The organism is Pseudomonas sp. Irchel s3h14, assembly GCF_900187425.1.
GTDB lineage: Bacteria > Pseudomonadota > Gammaproteobacteria > Pseudomonadales > Pseudomonadaceae > Aquipseudomonas.
In genome coordinates, this window is sequence record NZ_FYDJ01000006.1 from 76,098 (window position 1) to 93,732 (window position 17,635).

General features: G+C 61.0%; 18 protein-coding genes. 5 read left to right on the forward strand and 13 right to left on the reverse strand.

Going from position 1 to position 17,635, the window contains the following annotated elements; genetic code table 11:
• The first annotated feature begins 122 nt into the window (after positions 1–122).
• Complete coding sequence (locus CKW16_RS13850) at positions 123–830, forward strand: YebC/PmpR family DNA-binding transcriptional regulator (RefSeq protein ID WP_046032546.1); 708 nt, start codon at positions 123–125, stop codon at positions 828–830.
• On the opposite strand, the gene CKW16_RS13855 is transcribed toward CKW16_RS13850, so the two are convergent.
• The 9 genes from CKW16_RS13855 to CKW16_RS13895 form a co-directional block, all read right to left on the reverse strand.
• Entirely contained in the window at positions 827–2,215 is a 1,389-nt protein-coding gene (locus CKW16_RS13855) for a protein kinase (protein WP_256580482.1), read from the reverse strand. The two genes, CKW16_RS13850 and CKW16_RS13855, sit on opposite strands and share 4 nt — an antisense overlap.
• A gap of 196 nt (positions 2,216–2,411) precedes the next feature.
• On the reverse strand, positions 2,412–3,539 hold the full coding sequence (gene zapE, locus CKW16_RS13860) for a cell division protein ZapE (protein ID WP_095128899.1): 1,128 nt from the start codon (positions 3,537–3,539) through the stop codon (positions 2,412–2,414).
• Positions 3,540–3,813: 274 nt separating this feature from the next.
• The gene (locus CKW16_RS13865; RefSeq protein ID WP_095128900.1) at positions 3,814–4,860 is read right to left on the reverse strand and encodes an ABC transporter substrate-binding protein; all 1,047 of its coding nucleotides are present in this window, start codon (positions 4,858–4,860) and stop codon (positions 3,814–3,816) included.
• 18 nt (positions 4,861–4,878) lie between these two features.
• Positions 4,879–5,994: an FAD-binding oxidoreductase gene (locus CKW16_RS13870; RefSeq protein WP_095128901.1), complete on the reverse strand. Its 1,116-nt coding sequence runs from the start codon at positions 5,992–5,994 to the stop codon at positions 4,879–4,881.
• Positions 5,991–7,346, reverse strand: coding sequence for an NAD(P)/FAD-dependent oxidoreductase (locus CKW16_RS13875; protein WP_095128902.1), 1,356 nt, complete (start codon positions 7,344–7,346; stop codon positions 5,991–5,993). Before CKW16_RS13875 ends, CKW16_RS13870 begins: the two co-directional genes overlap by 4 nt.
• A gap of 196 nt (positions 7,347–7,542) precedes the next feature.
• Positions 7,543–7,833, reverse strand: coding sequence for a (2Fe-2S)-binding protein (locus CKW16_RS13880; protein ID WP_095128903.1), 291 nt, complete (start codon positions 7,831–7,833; stop codon positions 7,543–7,545).
• 7 nt (positions 7,834–7,840) lie between these two features.
• Complete coding sequence (locus tag CKW16_RS13885; RefSeq protein ID WP_033057243.1) at positions 7,841–8,635, reverse strand: ABC transporter permease; 795 nt, start codon at positions 8,633–8,635, stop codon at positions 7,841–7,843.
• A gap of 6 nt (positions 8,636–8,641) precedes the next feature.
• Complete coding sequence (locus CKW16_RS13890) at positions 8,642–9,511, reverse strand: ABC transporter permease (RefSeq protein ID WP_095128904.1); 870 nt, start codon at positions 9,509–9,511, stop codon at positions 8,642–8,644.
• Positions 9,508–10,527 (reverse strand): ABC transporter ATP-binding protein, encoded by a 1,020-nt coding sequence (locus CKW16_RS13895; protein ID WP_008148456.1) that lies wholly within the window; start codon positions 10,525–10,527, stop codon positions 9,508–9,510. Before CKW16_RS13895 ends, CKW16_RS13890 begins: the two co-directional genes overlap by 4 nt.
• A gap of 244 nt (positions 10,528–10,771) precedes the next feature.
• On the opposite strand from CKW16_RS13895, the gene CKW16_RS13900 reads away from it, so the two are divergent.
• Positions 10,772–11,608, forward strand: coding sequence for an IclR family transcriptional regulator (locus CKW16_RS13900; protein WP_008148459.1), 837 nt, complete (start codon positions 10,772–10,774; stop codon positions 11,606–11,608).
• A 37-nt stretch (positions 11,609–11,645) separates the two neighbouring features.
• Here CKW16_RS13900 and CKW16_RS13905 read toward each other — a convergent pair whose 3' ends face one another.
• Both CKW16_RS13905 and CKW16_RS13910 read right to left on the reverse strand, forming a co-directional pair.
• Complete coding sequence (locus CKW16_RS13905) at positions 11,646–12,398, reverse strand: anti-sigma factor (protein ID WP_095128905.1); 753 nt, start codon at positions 12,396–12,398, stop codon at positions 11,646–11,648.
• A complete protein-coding gene (locus tag CKW16_RS13910) occupies positions 12,395–12,901 on the reverse strand; it encodes an RNA polymerase sigma factor (protein WP_095128906.1) in 507 nt (168 codons plus the stop codon). The genes CKW16_RS13905 and CKW16_RS13910 overlap by 4 nt, the downstream gene beginning before the upstream one ends.
• Before the next feature lie 282 nt (positions 12,902–13,183).
• On the opposite strand from CKW16_RS13910, the gene CKW16_RS13915 reads away from it, so the two are divergent.
• Together CKW16_RS13915 and CKW16_RS13920 are read left to right on the forward strand one after the other, a co-directional pair.
• A complete protein-coding gene (locus CKW16_RS13915) occupies positions 13,184–14,272 on the forward strand; it encodes a catalase family peroxidase (RefSeq protein WP_095128907.1) in 1,089 nt (362 codons plus the stop codon).
• On the forward strand, positions 14,269–14,814 hold the full coding sequence (locus tag CKW16_RS13920; protein WP_056740290.1) for a cytochrome b: 546 nt from the start codon (positions 14,269–14,271) through the stop codon (positions 14,812–14,814). The genes CKW16_RS13915 and CKW16_RS13920 overlap by 4 nt, the downstream gene beginning before the upstream one ends.
• Before the next feature lie 46 nt (positions 14,815–14,860).
• On the opposite strand, the gene CKW16_RS13925 is transcribed toward CKW16_RS13920, so the two are convergent.
• Both CKW16_RS13925 and CKW16_RS13930 read right to left on the reverse strand, forming a co-directional pair.
• The gene (locus CKW16_RS13925; RefSeq protein WP_095128908.1) at positions 14,861–16,012 is read right to left on the reverse strand and encodes a M14-type cytosolic carboxypeptidase; all 1,152 of its coding nucleotides are present in this window, start codon (positions 16,010–16,012) and stop codon (positions 14,861–14,863) included.
• A gap of 484 nt (positions 16,013–16,496) precedes the next feature.
• Positions 16,497–16,838 carry a DUF6124 family protein gene (locus CKW16_RS13930; RefSeq protein WP_046047549.1) on the reverse strand — a complete coding sequence of 114 codons (342 nt, stop codon included), beginning with the start codon at positions 16,836–16,838 and terminating at the stop codon, positions 16,497–16,499.
• A gap of 129 nt (positions 16,839–16,967) precedes the next feature.
• On the opposite strand from CKW16_RS13930, the gene CKW16_RS13935 reads away from it, so the two are divergent.
• Positions 16,968–17,618, forward strand: a complete 651-nt coding sequence (locus CKW16_RS13935; RefSeq protein WP_056740295.1) for a LexA family transcriptional regulator — start codon at positions 16,968–16,970, stop codon at positions 17,616–17,618.
• Positions 17,619–17,635: the final 17 nt, after the last annotated feature.

The window sequence follows — 17,635 nt, forward strand, 5'->3', positions numbered from 1 at the left end:
TCGATTCATCATGCAGATGAGCAGGGTGGATTTTTTGGTCGATTGCCAACTTTAGGCCGTATAAACTTGCGCCATGCGTCGGCCAATAGATGTCTCGGCGCCACAGATCAAGAGAGTGAGTAATGGGCGCACAGTGGAAGGTTAAACACAAAGAAGCGGCATCTAACGCCAAGGGCAAGATCTTCGGCAAACTGGTAAAAGAAATCACCATTGCTGCCCGCAACGGTGCCGATACTGCCACCAACGCACATCTGCGTCTGGTGGTCGAGCAGGCCAAGAAAGCCTCGATGCCCAAGGAAACCCTGGATCGCGCGATCAAGAAAGGCGCGGGCCTGTTGGGCGAAACCGTGCAATACCATCGCGTGACCTATGAAGGCTTCGCACCGCATCAGGTGCCGCTGATCGTTGAATGCGTGACCGACAACATCAACCGCACCGTTGCTGAAATCCGTGTTGCGTTCCGCAAGGGCCAATTGGGCGCTTCCGGTTCGGTAGCGTGGGACTTCAACCATGTCGGCATGATCGAGGCGTCCCCGGACAGCCCTGACGCCGATCCGGAAATGGCCGCCATCGAAGCCGGCGCCCAGGATTTCGAACCGGGCGAAGAAGAGGGCACGACCCTGTTCCTCACCGAGCCTGCGGACCTGGACGCCGTGCAGAAAGCCCTGCCGGAGCAAGGTTTCACCGTGTTGTCGGCCAAGTTGGGTTATCAGCCGAAAAATCCGGTCAGCGGTCTGAGCGATGAGCAGATGGCTGAAGTCGAAGCCTTCCTCGAAGGCCTCGATAACCACGATGACGTGCAGGACATGTTTGTCGGGTTGGCGGGTTAAACCACTTCGAGCGTGTGATGACCTGTGGCGAGGTTCCTCGCCACAGGTTTGTTTTGGCTTCCAGTGGTTGAGGCCAATACCGCCAGCGTCTGGACAAGCTCGCTGAACCCCGGTCGCTCCAGCACCTGCGGCTGACAGCAGTACTGCTGCAATTGCTCCAGCTGCATACGACCTTCATCGCTCAACCCTGAGTCGATCCGCTCCAACAATTCTCCCAGCAAAACACCAAACGCCCGTACCTCGATCCGTTGCAGCGCACGGCTTTCAAGACTGTCCGAGGTGGCATGGAAAGACGCGGCACCAAAATCCCCCAGCAGGCAATCACCGTGCTCGTTCCACAAAATGTTGTGGCCGTAGAGGTCGCCGTGGGTGATGCCATGCCGGTGCAAATGCTCGGCTGCCGAGGCGATGCCACAGGCGATGCGCAATGCCACACCAGCGCTGAACCGGGTGTCGTTGGCGTAAACGTCGCGGGTGCATGACGCCAGGCTCGGCAGCCCGGACAAATTGCGATAGCTCGGATCGATCAGTTGCATCACCAGCCCGGCCTGGTCTTCTGGATGTCCGACGATGCGCCCTTCAACCCGGATCAGGTTGGGGTGACTACCGGCGGTGATGCAGGCGTTCATTTCGTGCAACGGTGAGCCATCGCTGGTCATTTCGCCTTTGTAGAGTTTGACCGCGACCTGTGTGGCCGGTTGGCTCAGCCGATCCCAATTAGCCCGATGAATCACCCCCGACGCGCCTTCGCCCAGTTGCTGCTCCAGACGCAGTTCGGACCAGGGAATGCGGGGCGTGGCTTCAAGGGCGGCCGCATCGGCTTCGGTTTCCAGCGGGTTACCGGCGTACGCCAGCCAGGTCAGGCTCGGCAGGGCCAGCAGCCACTCGGGCAACTCGGTCAACCGGTTGGCGGCGATGCGAATCAGTTCGAGTCGATGGCAATGACGCAAGCTCCCCGGTAAACGTTGCAAGCGGTTGCCAGCAAGCATGAGTTTTTGCAGATGCGGTCGTTCACCCAGCTCGGCGGGCAGCTCAGTGATGCAGTTATCGGTCAGGATCAGCCAGCGCAGCAACGGTGGCAGGGCGGCACCTGGCACGCGTTCGATGCGGTTGGCCTTGAAGCCGACCATCGTCAGTGCGGCGCATTGGCCCAGGCAGTCGGGCAGTTCGGTGAACAGATTGTCCGAGCAGAACAACACGCGCAAACGGGTCAGGCGGTGCAAGTCATCCGGCAGGCTGCTCAAGGCATTGCCACTGAGGTTGAGGACTTCCAGCGAGTCTGCCAGGTCGAAGATTTCTCGCGGAAACTCCGTCAGGCCGCCGCTGAGGTCCAGGCGGGTAATGCCCGACAGTTGGCCGGCGCGTAGTTGGGCAAGGGTATCCATGAACAGATTCACTTTGATCGGGAGGAGGGCGCGGGGGCCTGGAAACGGGCGACATGATAGCCGGAAAAGTGTGGTGTCTGTCACACCGCCTTCGCGAGCAAGCCCGCTCCCACATTAGATCGCGTCCGTCCAGACAACTCGGTCAACTGTGGGAGCGAGCTTGCTCGCGAAGGCGGTCTGAGCTGCACCACAAAACCTACGGATCCCTGATTTCGACCAACTGCCCCAACCGGCTGCGCGTGCGCGCCAGATCGATGGCATCGCCGTCCAGGCTTTCGCGCAAAGATTGCTGCCCGAGCAGAATCAGGTGCTTGTCCTGGTCGTACAGGACGTCGACCAGGTTGATGAAGCGCTGTTGGGCGGCGATGGAACAATCGGCGAGGCTGGGCAGCTCATCGATGAACCAGTGATCGAAACGTCGGCACAACTCCAGGTAATCCATCACCGCAGTCGGTTGGTCGCACAGATCGCCGAAGGTGAACCCGATGGTTCGCCCTTTGCAGTGTCGGGCTTGAAGGCTCCGTGTTCCGACGGGCAGATGAATGGCCGGCGCGTCGCGTTCGGGCAGGTTCAACGACTGACGCTGCGCCAGCGTGGCCGGCCAGACGTACTGTCCCTGGGTAAACAGCTGCTGGGCGTGGGTTCTCACCTGACTGCGGTAGTCGTGGGGGCCGCCGACCTCCATGACCTGCATGCGTGCGTTGATCAGGTCGATGACCGGTTTGAAACGCGCGTGGTACAGCGGGTTGGGCAGCAGTCCTTCCGGTGGGTAATTGGAAGTGACCAGCAGCAGGATGCGTCGGCGGAACAATGCCTTGAACAGCCGGGTGATGAGCATCGCATCGCCGATGTCATGGACGTGAAACTCATCGAAACACAGCACCCGGCAATCGCGCAGCTGTTCGTCGAGGGTGGTTTCCAGTGCATCGGGCTGATCGCGATGACTGAACATCCCTTGATGAATGTGCGCAAAAAACTCATGAAAATGCAGGCGCTGTTTTTCCGCGATGGGAAGAGCCTGGAAAAATCCGTCGAGCAGCCAGCTCTTGCCGCGCCCCACGGCGCCGTGCAGGTAAAGGCCGGGGAGCGTTTTTGCCGAGGTGCCCGACAGCGCTGCGGCGTGTTGCGCCATGCAGTCGATGACACGCAGTTGGCTATGGCTGAGGGTGTAACCCTGGGTGTGGGCCTTGCGGTGGAAGTAGTCGTGGATGACTCGGCCGGTCGCGCTGTTACCGGCGGATGCAGCCGATGACTTGCCGAACAAGCGGCGTAGCGTGGGCCAGCGTGGTGTGAGTCGCGAACGGTTGGGCGGTCGAACGGCCACTGTGATTTCACCCCGTAATCGTCAGGCAGCTCCCCGAGCTGCCGCGCCGTAGTGTAACCAAAGGGGGAATTTCCATTCCAGTTGTGTCGACCTGTAGCAGCTGCCGAGCCTGCGAGGCTGCGTTCGGCTGCGCAGCAGTCGTAAAACCAAACACCGCGGTCATTCAGGTAAACCGCTGGGAATGGATTGGCGACTGCTCCGTCCGAACGCGGCCCGAACCGAACGCAGCCTCGCAGGCTCGGCAGCTGCTACATAGATAGCGCTATGCCGGAAGTTACCGCTCGATACTGCGATTCCACCGCGCATTCCATGCCGGGCGCTGTTCGTTGACCTGATCCCAATCGATCGCAATGGCCGTGGTCAGGTACTGCTTCATCGCCTCCACCTGGCCGCGAGTTTTGTCGGTGGTCGGGGTATTGGGGTTGGACGGGATCTGGTCGCCGTCTTCAAGCGCGGCGGCCTGCGCTTCCGGCGTCAGCAAGAAGGCTGCGAGTTTCTGCGCCAGTTCCGGCTGAGTGTTGTTGGCGATGGCACACTCGGCCACGTTGAGCACCACGGCGCCTTCCTTCGGTTGCGCATACTCAACCGGCATGCCCTTGAGTTTCAGGGCGGTGACCTGGGTCGGCGTCAGCGGGAACAGCGCGGCTTCGTCGGTCTGAAGCATTTCGGAAATCTTCGCCGAGCTCGGGATGTACTCCAGCACGTTGCGCCCAACGGTGTTTGGCCACGCCTTGAAACCCGGCTCGACGTCGGTTTCGCTGCCGCCCTGAATCCGGTTGAACATCAGGAAACCGTGCAGACCAAAGGTCGAGGAGGCCATCGACTGGAACACCAGTTTGTCCTTGAAACGCGGGTCGGCCATGTCCATCCACGAGGTCGGCGCGGTCCAGCCTTTCTCCTTGAACAGACGCGTGTTGTACGCCAGCCCGGTCACGCCGAGGCTGACCGCCACGGCTTGATCCTTGATGCGGCCCTTGGGCGGAATCTGCGCCAGCGGTGCGCTGTCTTCGAGTTTGTCGCACAGCCCCATGGCGATGGCGCGGTACATGATGCCGTCGTCGAGGAACATCACGTGCATCTGCGGGTTGCCTTTGCTGGCCTGGACCTTGGCCAGAATATCGGCGGAGGTGCCGGGCACAATCACCACTTTGACGTTATTGGCCTTCTCGAAAACCGGCAGCACCTTGTCGGCGTAGAGCCGCTCCATGGTCCCGCCGTTCATGCCCAGGTAAAGCGTCGGTTCGGCCTGGGCCTGGCTGACCGTGAGCAGGGCGCTCATGCAGGAGATACCGAGCAGTGCAGTGCGTTTGACGTTATTCATTGGCGCGACCTTCCTCTATCAAACAACGGAGATGGAGTGAAACCGGGTGATGGAAAACGCATCCAGTGGCGTCTTTGAGGCGCCGCTGCAGATGATTTCAGTGAGCGCCTGGCCCACCGCGGGACCGATCTGAAAGCCCGCACCGGCAAAGCCGAACGCGTGCAACAGACCGGGTTGAGTGCCACTGTGGCCGATCACCGGTTGGCGATCGGGCAGGTAACCTTCGGTGCCGCTCCAGGTGCGAATCGCCTGGGCGCCTTCAAGAAACGGATACAGCTCGACGGCCTGACGCAGGATCTCGATCACCGCATGTTGACCGGGCCGGGCGCGAGCGTCGTCGAGGGCAAAACCCTGACCGCCACCCAACACGCAATTGCCGCGCGCGACCTGACGGGCATAGATACCGCCGCCCTCGACCCCGGTGCTGGCATTCATCACCAGCGGCAAGGGCTCGGTGACCAGCATCGCCGGGTGCCCGGCGTGCATCGGCACCGCCTCACCGAACTGTTCTGCCAGGGTGCCGGCCCAGGCTCCGGCGCAATTCAGCAGCCAGGGCGCCTGCAGCTCCAGACCGGTTTGCGTGCTGATGCGAAAGCGTTGGCCGTCGTGTTCCACCGCTGTCACCGGGCATTGCTCGTGGACTTGCGCGCCATGCCGCCGCGCCGCCCGGGCAAACGCCGGGGAGACCAGTCGCGGGTTGGCGTGACCGTCATCGGGGCAAAACGAGGCACCGACCGCGACCTCGCCGACCCACGGAAAACGTGCGCGTAATTCACTGCGCTCGAGTACCTGCAAATCGAGGCCAAAGCCTCGACTGCTGGCGGCATAGTCCTGCAAGGCGTGCAGATCGTTGAGGCTGCGGGCCAGTTTCAGGTGGCCGCTGCGCTGATACTCACCGTCGATGCCAATCAGCTGCGGCAGTTGCCCCCAGATGTCGTGGGCCCGTTGCGATAGCGGCAGTTGCGAGAGTGGTCGCCCCTGGCGCCGCACGCCGCCGTAGTTCACGCCGCTGGAATGCGAGCCACAGAAGTCCCGCTCCAGCAGCGCCACGCGACGCCCAGCCTTACTCAGAAACAGCGCGGCGGAGGCACCGACAATACCGCCGCCAATGATGACCGCATCGACTTCGATCATGACTCGACCTCCAGACCAAACGGCAGGGGTTTGATGGGGGCCTGAGCCCGAAGCCTGCCGATGTCGGACACGCAGCGCTGGCTTTCGCAGGCAATGATTTCCGCGGCGGCGGCGCCACACATCCGTCCCTGACAGCGGCCCATGCCGACCCGGCAATGCGCCTTGACCCGGTTGATCTCCCAATGACCCTCGCGCACTACTTGGCGGATGTCGCCGGCCCGCACTTCTTCGCAGCGGCAGATCATCACGTCATTCGGGGTATCGGCGGCCCAGCGCTCGGGAAAGACGAAGGCCCGTTCCAGACCTTGGCGGAAGGTATCGATCCGCCCCAGCGCCTGCTCCAATTGCGCCCCACGTTGCGGCGGGATCAGGTAACCGATGTCTTCGAGCAACGCCAGAGCCGCGCGTTCGCCGGCCATTTCCGCCGCGTCGGCGCCCATGATGCCGGCGCCGTCACCGGCCAGGTAAACCTCGGCGACACTGCTGCGTCCGGCGCTGTCACGTTGCGGCAGCCAGGCGCGGTTGAGCGGGTTCCAGGTGAATTCACAGCCGAGCAGATCGGCGAGTTGGGTTTCACTGCGCAGGCCGTGGGCGAAGGCGACGGCGTCGCAATCGAGTGGCTGTTCACCCTTTGAGTTGGACCAGTTCAGCGATTGCACACGTTGTTCGCCATTGATGCGTTTCAGGCTGACGCCCTGATGCACCGGGATGCCATGAGCGGTCAGCCAACTGCGGTAATAGATGCCTTTGGCCAGGGTGGCCGGTTGCGAGAGCAGGCCGGGCAGGGCGCTGGCCTGAGCGCTGAATGGCGAGCTGTCGAGCACAGCGACCACCTTTGCACCGGCCTTGGCGTATTGATACGCCACCAGGTACAGCAACGGACCACTGCCAGCGAACACCACGCGTTCACCGATGGCGCAGCCTTGAAACTTGAGGGCGATCTGCGCTGCGCCGAGGCTGTAGACCCCCGGAAGGGTCCAGCCCGGTACCGGCAGAATCCGGTCGGTGGCGCCCGTGGCGACGATCACCCGGGAGAACGCCAGCCGCGCGGCGTGGCCCTCATGCAAGGTGTCGAGCGCACCGTCCTCGGCGTTCCATACCAGGGTTTCGGGACGGTAGTCGAGTTGCTCGCGCAGCGCGTCGATCGTCTGATGCAACGCGTTGGCCTTGCCGGCTTCGAAGCCATACAGCTTGACCGGTGAACGCTTGAAGTTTGCCGGTTGGCGACGATAAATCTGCCCGCCACCGCGTGCTGCTTCGTCCAGCAGCACCGGGCGAACGCCGTGGGCGACCAATGTTTGCGCTGCACGAATGCCGGCGGGTCCCGCACCGATGATGACTACAGGTTTCATACCCACCTCAAATGTGAACGCCGCTGAACCCCTGTGGGAGCGGGCTTGCTCGCGAAGACTGCGGCCCATTCAACATTGATGCTGGCAGACAGTCCGCTTTCGCGAGCAAGCCCGCTCCCACAGTTGATTGAGGTATGCCGCATTATTTGTGACCCGCTCCCACAGGGGATTGGGTTTCTGCAGGGAGAGTTGGTGTTCATAGGGATCGTCCCGGTTCGCGACTGACCTGCTGCCCGGCTTCGAGCAACGTCGAGCAGGCGCGCACGCGCCGGCCATCGCCCAGACGAACCCAGCAGTCCTGACACGCACCCATCATGCAAAACCCGGCGCGGGGTTCGGCGCTGAAGTCGCTGCCACGCAAGTGTTCGCTGCAGGTCAGCACCGCCGTCAGCAAGGTGTCGCCGAGCAGGCCGGTGGCCGGTGTGCCGTCGAGGGTAAAGTCCAGGGCCGGGCGGTCGCCTTCAGCCAGTCGTTTCAGCAGAGCCATGGCGCCCTCATTGTTTACCCACCAGAACCCGATCCAGGCCGTAGACCCGGTCGAGCAAAATCATCGTCAGCGCGGTCAGCCCAATCACCAGTGCCGACACCGCCGCCATCATCGGATCGATGGATTCGGTGGCGTACACGTACATCCGCACCGGCAAGGTTTGCGTGGCTGGCGAGGTGACGAAAATCGACAGCGTGACCTCGTCAAAACTGTTGATGAACGCCAGCAACCAGCCACCGGCCACTCCCGGCAGAATCATCGGCAAGGTGATTTCCCTGAACAGCGTGAAGCGCCCGGCACCGAGCGATTGCGCGGCGTGTTCGGCGCTGCGATCCAGGCCGATGGCCGACGCCAGCACCAGTCGCAGTACGTACGGTGTGATCACCAGCACGTGGGCGAAAATCAGCCAGGCGAAGCTGCCGTTGACGCCCATCAGCGCAAACAAGCGCAGCAATGCGACACCCAGCACCAAGTGCGGAATGATGATCGGCGACAGGAACAGACCATTGAAAAAATCCCGGCCGGGGAACTCGAAGCGCGTGATCGCCAGCGCCGCCGGCACCGCAATCAGCGTCGCCAGACTGGCGGCGCAGAACGCCAGGATCAGGCTGTTGTAGAACGCATCGACAAAGTCAGCACGCTCGAACACTGCGCGGAACCAACGCAGGGAAAACTCCGTGGTCGGCAGGCTCAGGGTGTTTTCCGGGGTGAAGGCCACGAGGCAAACCACCACCAGCGGCGCCAGCATGAACAGCACCACCAGGGTATGGAACAGCAGGGCGAAAGGACCGTTCTTGGACATGACGAGTTATCCCAATGACTTCTTGTAGCGGCCTTCGATCATCCGGTTCCACGACAGCATGATCAGCAGGTTGAGCAACAGCAGGGCCACGGCGATGGCCGCGCCCATCGGCCAGTTGAGCTCCGACAGGTACTGGTCATAGATCAGCGTGGCGACCATTTTTATCCGGCGCCCGCCAAGCAGGCCGGGAATGGCAAACGAACTGGCGGCGAGACCGAACACGATCAAGGTGCCCGAGAGCACGCCAGGCATGATCTGCGGCAGCACCACTTGGCGCATCACGGTGAAGTGGCTGGCACCGAGAGACATCGCGGCCTGCTCGGCGGCCGGGTCGAGTTTTTGCAGCGAGGTCCAGACCGGAATGATCATGAACGGCAGCATCACGTGGACCAGCGCAATCACTACCGCGAACGGCGTGTACAGCAGCTTCATCGGCGAGCCGCCGAAGGCTTGCAGGGTCTGGTTGACCAGGCCGTCGGCACCCAGCAACAGGCTCCAGCCGAAGGCACGCACCACCACCGAAATCAACAGCGGGGTGAGGATCAGAATCAGGAAAATCGAGCGCCACGGCGTGCCCATGCGGCTGAGGATGTAGGCCTCGGGCACGCCGATCACCACGCAGAGCAGGGTGGTCAGGGCGCTGATCCACATCGTGCGCAGAAAGATTTCGTAGAAATACGGGTCACCCAACAGGCTGCTGTAGTGACCGAGGGTGTAGGCGTCGCTGTTGATCCCCGAGCTGTAGTCGAAGACGTTGAACGACAGCACCAAGGTCAGCAGCAGCGGGATAACCAGCAGGCTGAGGTATAAGGCCAGGGCCGGTGCCGACAGCCAGTAACCCTGGCGTCCCTGGCGAATGGCGACAAGCGTACTCATGCCGGCACCTCGTCGACACTCAGCACCCGCAGCAACGTCGCGTCCCAGTCGAGCCCGACCGCCGTGCCTTCGGTCAGCGGTGCCGAACCGTCGTTGCGGCGCACTACGCTGAGTTCGCCAAGGGTTGTCGATACGCCGTACAACCATTGGCTACCGAGAAAGAAGCGGCTGACGATGTTGCCTTGCAGACGGCCCTGACCTTTGTCCCGCAGATCGATTTTTTCCGGGCGCAGACTCAGGATCAGTTCGCCGCCACTGCGAACCTGGACCACTCCCGCGCCATCACGCTCGCCGGGTAGTAAATTGGCCTTGCCGACGAAGCCGGAAATGAACTCGGTGCGCGGGTGTTCGTAAAGGGTGTAGGGCGCGTCGATCTGGGTGATGCGGCCAGCCTGCATCACCACCACCCGGTCGCTGATGGACAGCGCTTCGGACTGGTCGTGGGTGACCATCAGCGTGGTGATCCCGACTTCGCGCTGGATGCGGCGGATCTCGAATTGCATCTCTTCGCGCAGGTTGGCGTCGAGGTTGGACAGCGGCTCATCGAGCAGCAGCACCGGCGGCTCGATCACCAGGGCCCGAGCCAATGCAACACGCTGCCGCTGGCCACCGGAGAGCTCTCGCGGGTAACGCTCGGCATGCTGGTTGAGGCGCACCAGTTTCAGCACCCGGTCCACTCGCTGCTGCAACTCGCCGTTGGCCACTTTGCGCATGCGCAGGCCGAAGGCGACGTTGTCTTTCACGGTCATGTGCGGGAACAGCGCGTAACTCTGGAACACCACGCCCAGACCACGGCTGGCGGGTTTGGCGTGGGTGATGTCGCGACCGTCCAGCACAATGCGTCCGCTGCTGACTTCAACGAAGCCGGCGATCATTTGCAGGGTGGTGGTTTTGCCGCATCCGGAGGGGCCGAGCAGCGAGACGAACTCGCCTTTCTCGACCGAGAGGTTGGTGGCAACGACGGCGTCGATCTCACCGTAGCGTTTGCCGAGTCCTTCAAGTTGCACAAAAGCCATAACTGCGCTCCACCTGAGATTGTTATGCGTCGCCCGAAGGCGCGCTTTTTTGTATGGGCAGATACGAAAAGGTCTTGCTGGGTGCGTTGGCGCTCGACTTCAGCCGGCTGCCGCTGTTGTTCGAATCGCCCCTGTCTGGACGCAGAGTAGGACGAAGAATAGGATGGGCTCAATGGCCTATTTCACTGAAGCGATGACTATTTTCAGTTTCATTCGGTGAGTAAATTAATACTCGAGAAAACCCATGACAGATTCCATTGAGCGGAATGAAAGCAAAAGTGATGTCGGTGTTGGCGCAGTCTCCAGACTGTTTGCCGTGCTGCGCAGTCTGGGTGACACCGTTGAGGGTGGGGAGCGGGTGACGCAACTGGCCCAGCGCATCGGTTTGTCACAACCGACCACGCACCGATTGCTGCGCAGCCTGATGGATGAGGGCATGGTCGAGCAGGATGCGCGCAGCAAACGCTATCGCTTGAGTCTGGAGTTTTTTGCGCTGGCGGCCCGCGCCGGGAACACCGGAAACCTGCGCGAACTGGTGCGTCCGGCGCTGCTGCGGCTGTCGGCATCGTTGGGGGATTCGTTGTTCTTGCTGGCGCGCAGTGGCTTTGATGCGATCTGCCTGGATCGCAGCGAAGGGCCGTTTCCGATCCGCACCTTTACCGGTGACATTGGTGGGCGGGTGGCGCTGGGTGTGGGGCAGGGTAGCCTGGCGATTCTTGCGTTTTTGCCGGAGGAAGAGCGCGACACGGTGATTCACTACAACTTGCCGCGGCTCAAGGATTTCCACCTGTACGACGAGGTGTTCCTGCGCTCGGAAGTCGAGAATGTGCGCAAACTGGGTTACGCCGGGCGCAACACCGGCGTGTTGCAGGGCATGGCCGGGGTGGCGGTGCCGATTCTGGATCGTGAAGGGCGGGCCGTGGCGGCACTGAGTGTGGCGACCGTGAGTGATCGGCTGGGGCCGGATCGCTTGCCGACGGTGGTCGAAATGCTGAAGCGTGAAGCGGCGCTGATCGGGCCGCGGATCAATCCGTTCGACCCGTTGCTGCGCCGGCCTTCGCAAGTGTTCGGGCAGGGCTGAAACCGCCACAACTCCCACAGGGGGATTGGTGGTGTGGTCAGAACTGGACGGTTTGCTTGAGCATCTGCGCCGCCGGCGTATCGCTCGGACTGACCATCGCGTAGTTATACCCGCCCCCCGACCAGTACTCGGCCTGCAACTCGCCATCGCTGCGACTGCCCCTCGGTAACAGGTAGTTTTTCGGTCCCGGTGGGCGGACGTAGAAGCTGATCTTGTGCCCGCTTTGATCCTCGTAAACCACCATCGCCGCCGGCCCTTGCTCGGTGCTCAGCAAGCGTCCGCTGACCGGTTTGAAACCGGCGCCCGAGAGGTCAGGCAAGCGATTGGCCTGAGTGAAATAGCGGTCGAGCCAACCCTGCATATCACCGTCGTCGCTGACTTTGTAATCGGCCGGCAGGATGCCTTGCTGGGCAATCAGGCGATAGGCCTGCAGGGCATCGGTCATCGGCAGTTGGGCACTGATGAGCGTCATTTCCCGGGCTTGCCAGCCGCTGAACCCGCCGACGCTGACCGCGATCAGCAACACGGCAGCGCTGGTCAGGTGACGGCGAGATTGTCGTTTGAGGCGTTGGCGAATCAGCGCCGGGTCGAGGTCCGGGTTGGCCGGTTGCTGCAGGGCACCGCTCAATGCCGCGCGCAATTGCTGGGCGTCCTGCTGCCAGGCACGCACTTGGGCAGCCACTTCAGCGTTGCTGGCCAGAAAAGTCTCCACCAGACGTCGGTCGGCATCGCTGAGTTGCTGGTCGACGTAGGCGTGCAGGTCACGCTCGCTTGGGGGCATGCTGATCATTTGAGTCTCCGCAGAGAAGGGCGGGTGATTTCGCCGTCGCTCAACTGGCGCAAGGCTTGGCGGGCACGGGACAGGCGGGACATTACGGTGCCGGTGGGGACGTCGAGAATCTCGGCGACCTCTTTGTAACTCAAGCCTTCGACCGAGACCCAGAGCAGCAGGGCGCGCTGTTCAGTGGTGAGTTGATCGAAGGCTTGCAGGGTCGATTGGGCGATCACGGTGCGTTCCACCGACGGCTGTGAATCGTCACGCCCGGTAAAGAATTCGAGCATCCGCGCATAACGCCGGGAGCGCCGGTGAGCATCGAGAAACTGTCGATACAGAATCGAAAACAACCAGGCGCGCAAGTCGCCCTCGGGGCGTTTGTCGCCCCAACTCGACAGCGCGCGCTCAAGGCAAGACTGCACCAGGTCGTCGGCGCTGCTGGGATTGCGCGTCAACGACACGGCAAACCGGCGCAATCTGGGAATGATCTCTCTCAGCTGTTCGTCGATATCGTTCATGAAGTTCTGGCTAGTCACTACGCTAGGGGGTGTCCGATCTCACAAATACGTTTCCTTTTTGGCGGCGTCTGTTGTCGCCATACTGCGTTGCCGCTCCTTGCCTGGCAACAACAGCCACTCGCCAAAAAAGGAACGTATTTGTGAGATCGGACACCCGGGAGACGCCCGGCATTGGAGGTTATTCCACGCCTGAAAAAATAAATACGGCGCGATGGAATAAACCGCAGTGGGGTTCGTCTGCTTGATCCTTCTCACTTGTGGCCGATGGCCCTGGAGTCTTTCATGGTAGATCGCTCATCACCGCCAACCCGGCCACCTTTGAGTGCCGCGAGCCTGACATTACGTCTGGCCGGTATTGCTGTGGTGGTTGCCGTCCTGGCCGGGGCTTTTGCCTACGTCAACGGCACCTTTGACCCACAGCGCCTGACGCCGAAAAAGCTGATCAACGTGTTGGAAACCAACAACGGGGTGCACCCGGGTTTCCGGCGTAACCACTCCAAAGGCGTGTGTGTGATCGGGCATTTCGAGAGCAGTGGCGAGGCGCGCAGCTATTCCAGTGCTCAGGTGTTCAATGTAGCGCGGACCCCGGTGGTCGGGCGTTTCGCATTGCCGGCCGGTAATCCTTATGCGCCAGACAACAGCGTGCCGATCCGCAGCCTGGCGTTGCGATTCAACCAGGCCAACGGCCAGCAATGGCGCACCGGGATGAACAGCATGCCGGTGTTCCCGGTGGGTACGCCCGAAGCGTTCTACCAATTGCAACAAGCCCAGTCACCGGATCCGGCCACCGGCAAACCGAACCCGGCTGCCGTGCCAGCGTTCTTCGGTTCGCATCCGGAAGCTGCACCGTTCCTGGCCTGGATCAAAACCGCCAGGCCGTCGGCTAGCTACGTGACGGAAACCTACAACAGCGTCAATGCGTTTTACCTGGTGAACGCGGCCGGGCAACGGCAAGCGGTGCGCTGGAGCATGGTGCCCGTCGCTCAGGATGCAGCGGGTGCTACGGCGCCCGAAGGGGGGGAATTCCTGGAGAAAGACCTGGTTCAGCGCATTTCCGCAGGGCCGCTGCGTTGGCAGCTGAACATCACACTGGCCAACCCTGGCGATCCGGTCAACGACGCCAGCAAGGCCTGGCCCGAGGGTCGCAAAGTGTTGAACGCCGGCACTCTGGTGCTCGAAAGCACCCAGCCACAACTCAATGGCGAGTGCCGGGACATCAACTACGACCCGCTGGTACTGCCCGCCGGCATAGAAGGTTCCGACGACCCATTGCTCGCCGCTCGTTCAGCGGGGTACGCCACTTCCTACTTGCGTCGTACCAGCGAAGTCAGCCAGTTGCCCGCTGCTAATAAACAGGAGTCTCGTCAATGAGCGCTCAACCGAACCACTTCGCGCCTTTAGCGCGATTGCTGCACTGGCTGATGGCGCTGATGATCATTGCCATGCTGTTTATCGGCGCGGGCATGGCCGCTTCGGTGTCCGAGCGTCATGAGTGGCTGATTCATCTGCACAAACCCTTGGGCGTCGCGATTCTGCTGTTGGTGATCGTGCGCCTGGCCGTGCGCTTCTCCACTCAACAGCCACCGCTGCCGGCGGATCTGCCGGGTTGGCAAGCGCTGGCGGCCAAGGCTTCGCATGTGTTGCTGTACGCCTTGATGCTGATTCTGCCGCTGCTGGGTTGGGCGATGATTTCGGCGGCGGGGGATCCGGTGATGCTCAGCAGTTCGTTGCAGTTGCCATCGATCGTACCGGCGAATGCGCAGGTGTTTGCGTTCCTGCGCAAGGCTCACGGGTATCTGGCGTATTTGTTGTTCTTGACGGTGCTGCTGCATTTGGCGGCGGCGTTGTTTCACGGTTGGGTGCGCCGCGATGACGTGCTGGACAGCATGTTGCGGGGCAAGGATCGCGGCTGATCCCCTGTAGCAGCAGGCTTCGCCAGCTGCTACGTGGATCGGGCCGTCAGCGCAAGGTGTTGACCATATCTGCAACGGTGGTCAGCACATCCTTACCCAACTGCTTCGAACGCTTGCCGGACCAGCCTGTCAGCGCATTCGGCGCATCGTTGTTGTCCTTGAAGGGCATTTCCAGGGTCAGTGACAGGCAGTCGAATTTCTCGCCGACGCTGTTGCACGCCAGGGTCATGTTGGCTTTGCCCGGCTCGTCGCGGGTGTAGCCGTGCTTGGTCTGGAAGTCCTTGGTCAGGTGCTTCAGATGACTGCGGAAATGCTCTTCGAGTTTTTCGATTCGTGGCGTGTACCCCGGATTGCCTTCGCAACCGGCGGTGAACACGTAGGGGATTTCTTCATCGCCATGGATGTCGAGGAACAGGTCGACGCCGTACTTTTCCATCTGCTGCTGAACGAACAGCACTTCCGGACTGATCTCCTGGCTGGCGCTCTGCCAGGCGCGGTTCAGGTCCTGGCCCATGGCGTTGGTGCGCAGGTGACCGTGGAAAGCGCCGTCCGGGTTCATGTTGGGAACCAAATACAGATCGGCGCTGGTCAGCAGTTTGTTCAATACCGGATCGTCGTGTTTTTCGAGACGTTCGATCACGCCTTCCATGAACCACTCGGCCATGTGTTCGCCGGGGTGTTGCTGGGCAATGATCCAGACCTTGCGCTGACCTTCGGCGCCCGTGCCTTTACGCAGCAGCTGGATGTCTCGACCTTCGACGCTCTTGCCGGTGGCCAGCAGTTCGGTGCCGGCCTTGGTCAGCGCTTGCTCGATCAACCAGTCATGGCGACCGCGGCTGTAGGGTTCGAAGTAAGCAAACCAGGCGTGGGTGGCGGTGGCTTCAAGGCTGAAGCGCAGGCAGTCACCTTCGAAAATGGTCGGCACCCGGAACCAGTTGACGTGGTCGTAGGACGCCACCGCCTGATAACCATCCCAGGCTTTGTTGTAGGAGGACTTGCTGGCATTGTTCAGACGAAACCAGTGTTCCTGACCGACGTGCAGACCGCTGGCCTTGAAGTGGAACCACTGAAAGTGTTGGCTGCGGGTGTCTGGCTTGATGGCCAGCAGGGCTTGCAACGGATTGCTGATGTCCAGCACTTCAATGTTGCCGCTGTCGAAGTCGGCACTGATGTCGAAAGAGGATTTAGCCACGGCCATAGTCGATTCCTGAATATGATTTTTATGGCTGCTACTTTACACGCTGGGAAGGGAAAAACCGGGGGAAATTCTGGGGTGAAGCGGGGGGCGTCCTCCTTGACGCCGACGCAGCTTAGAGACTGTGCGATTGATTCTCAAGCGCTATTTTTGATTAGTTTGGGCCAATGATGCCTGGCTTCTCTTGCCAACGGATATTCTTTTGATATCATCCGCGCCATTCGAATTTGCAGCACCTAAAGACTTCATTAGCCTGAAGGTAAAGCCAGAATAACTGGCAAAAAAAAGACCCGGCAAAAAGCCGGGTCAAAAACCGTGATTAGCCTGATGAGGAGATAGTCCAGGAGACCGACCTAAGGTCACTTGGACAATCGACTGATCTCGCGACCAGCTGCATGCAATAATAATCATTCTCGTTTGCAAGTCAAATGCTTTTATCTGCGCGATTGGAAAAATCTTTCCTGTCCTCCTCGCAAGCACCCGTGTCTCACCCGTTCTGATCGCCCTCCAGGGATCGATCAACCATTGCCCTGGCCATGTCGATCATGTGCACCGCCGAAAACGCCAGGTCCCGACTTGCGCCCTGTAAATTGCTGGCTGACTCGTACGCGATGGCGGCGGCACAACGTAGCAAGTCAGTGGCATGGACTAGCGCCTCTTCGCAGCTGATGTTGCGGTTTACGTCAAAGAAACGTTCTTCGACCACTTCCTCTGAAACAGCTGGTTTCAAGTAATAGTCCAGCGCTCGTTGTGCGGCGGCAGAGCCTTTGGGCGAGGTGAGGGAAGTGTCGATTTGCATGTCAGGCAGGTCGTTGCAGGGGATGGACATGGCGATGGCAAACTCCGTGATAGATTCAGATCCGTGAATCAATCCTAGTACGTACTGTATTTATGACGAGAGATTAAATACTACAATTTGTGTTTTGACGGCCGGAGGCGCCCACGTATCGTGCCGCACATGGATAAATGGATTGAATTGGTCAAGGCCAAGATGAGTGAACTCAAAGTCACTCAAGAAGAACTCGCAGATCGCCTCGGGATGTCCCAGGGCGGCGTCGGCCACTGGCTGAACAAACGCCGCGACCCCGGCGTCGTCAACATGAACCGTGTGTTGAAGGCGCTGGGCATGGACTTTCTCGAAGTGGTGCTGGTGATCCGCGAACCACTCATCCTGGAAGAGGAAGAGATGCCTCTGGCGCTGAAGTACAACCCGTACTTCCGCTACCCGGTCAGTGACTGGAAGGAGCCGGCGCAGCTGCGCGATGGTGAGCTGACGGTGTATCGCAAGGAGGAACGCTTCGAGCTGACCGACTACCACGCCCAGGGCCCGGCCTTCTGGCTGAGTGTGGTGGGCGATGCGATGACTGCACCCACCGGTATCAGCATTGCCGAGGGCATGATGATCCTGGTGGACCCGGCCATTGTGCCGGAACCCGGAAAACTGGTGATCGCCCAGTGGCCGGACAGCGCCGAGGCGACCTTTCGCAAGCTGATCGAAGAGGGCGGGCAGCGTTACCTGATCCCGCTCAATCCGACGTATCCGAAAGCCCTTTACACCGAAGAGTGCCGAATTATCGGCGTGGTGGTTCAGGCGACAGCCAGGTTCTAATCAGATCGGTCCTCGCA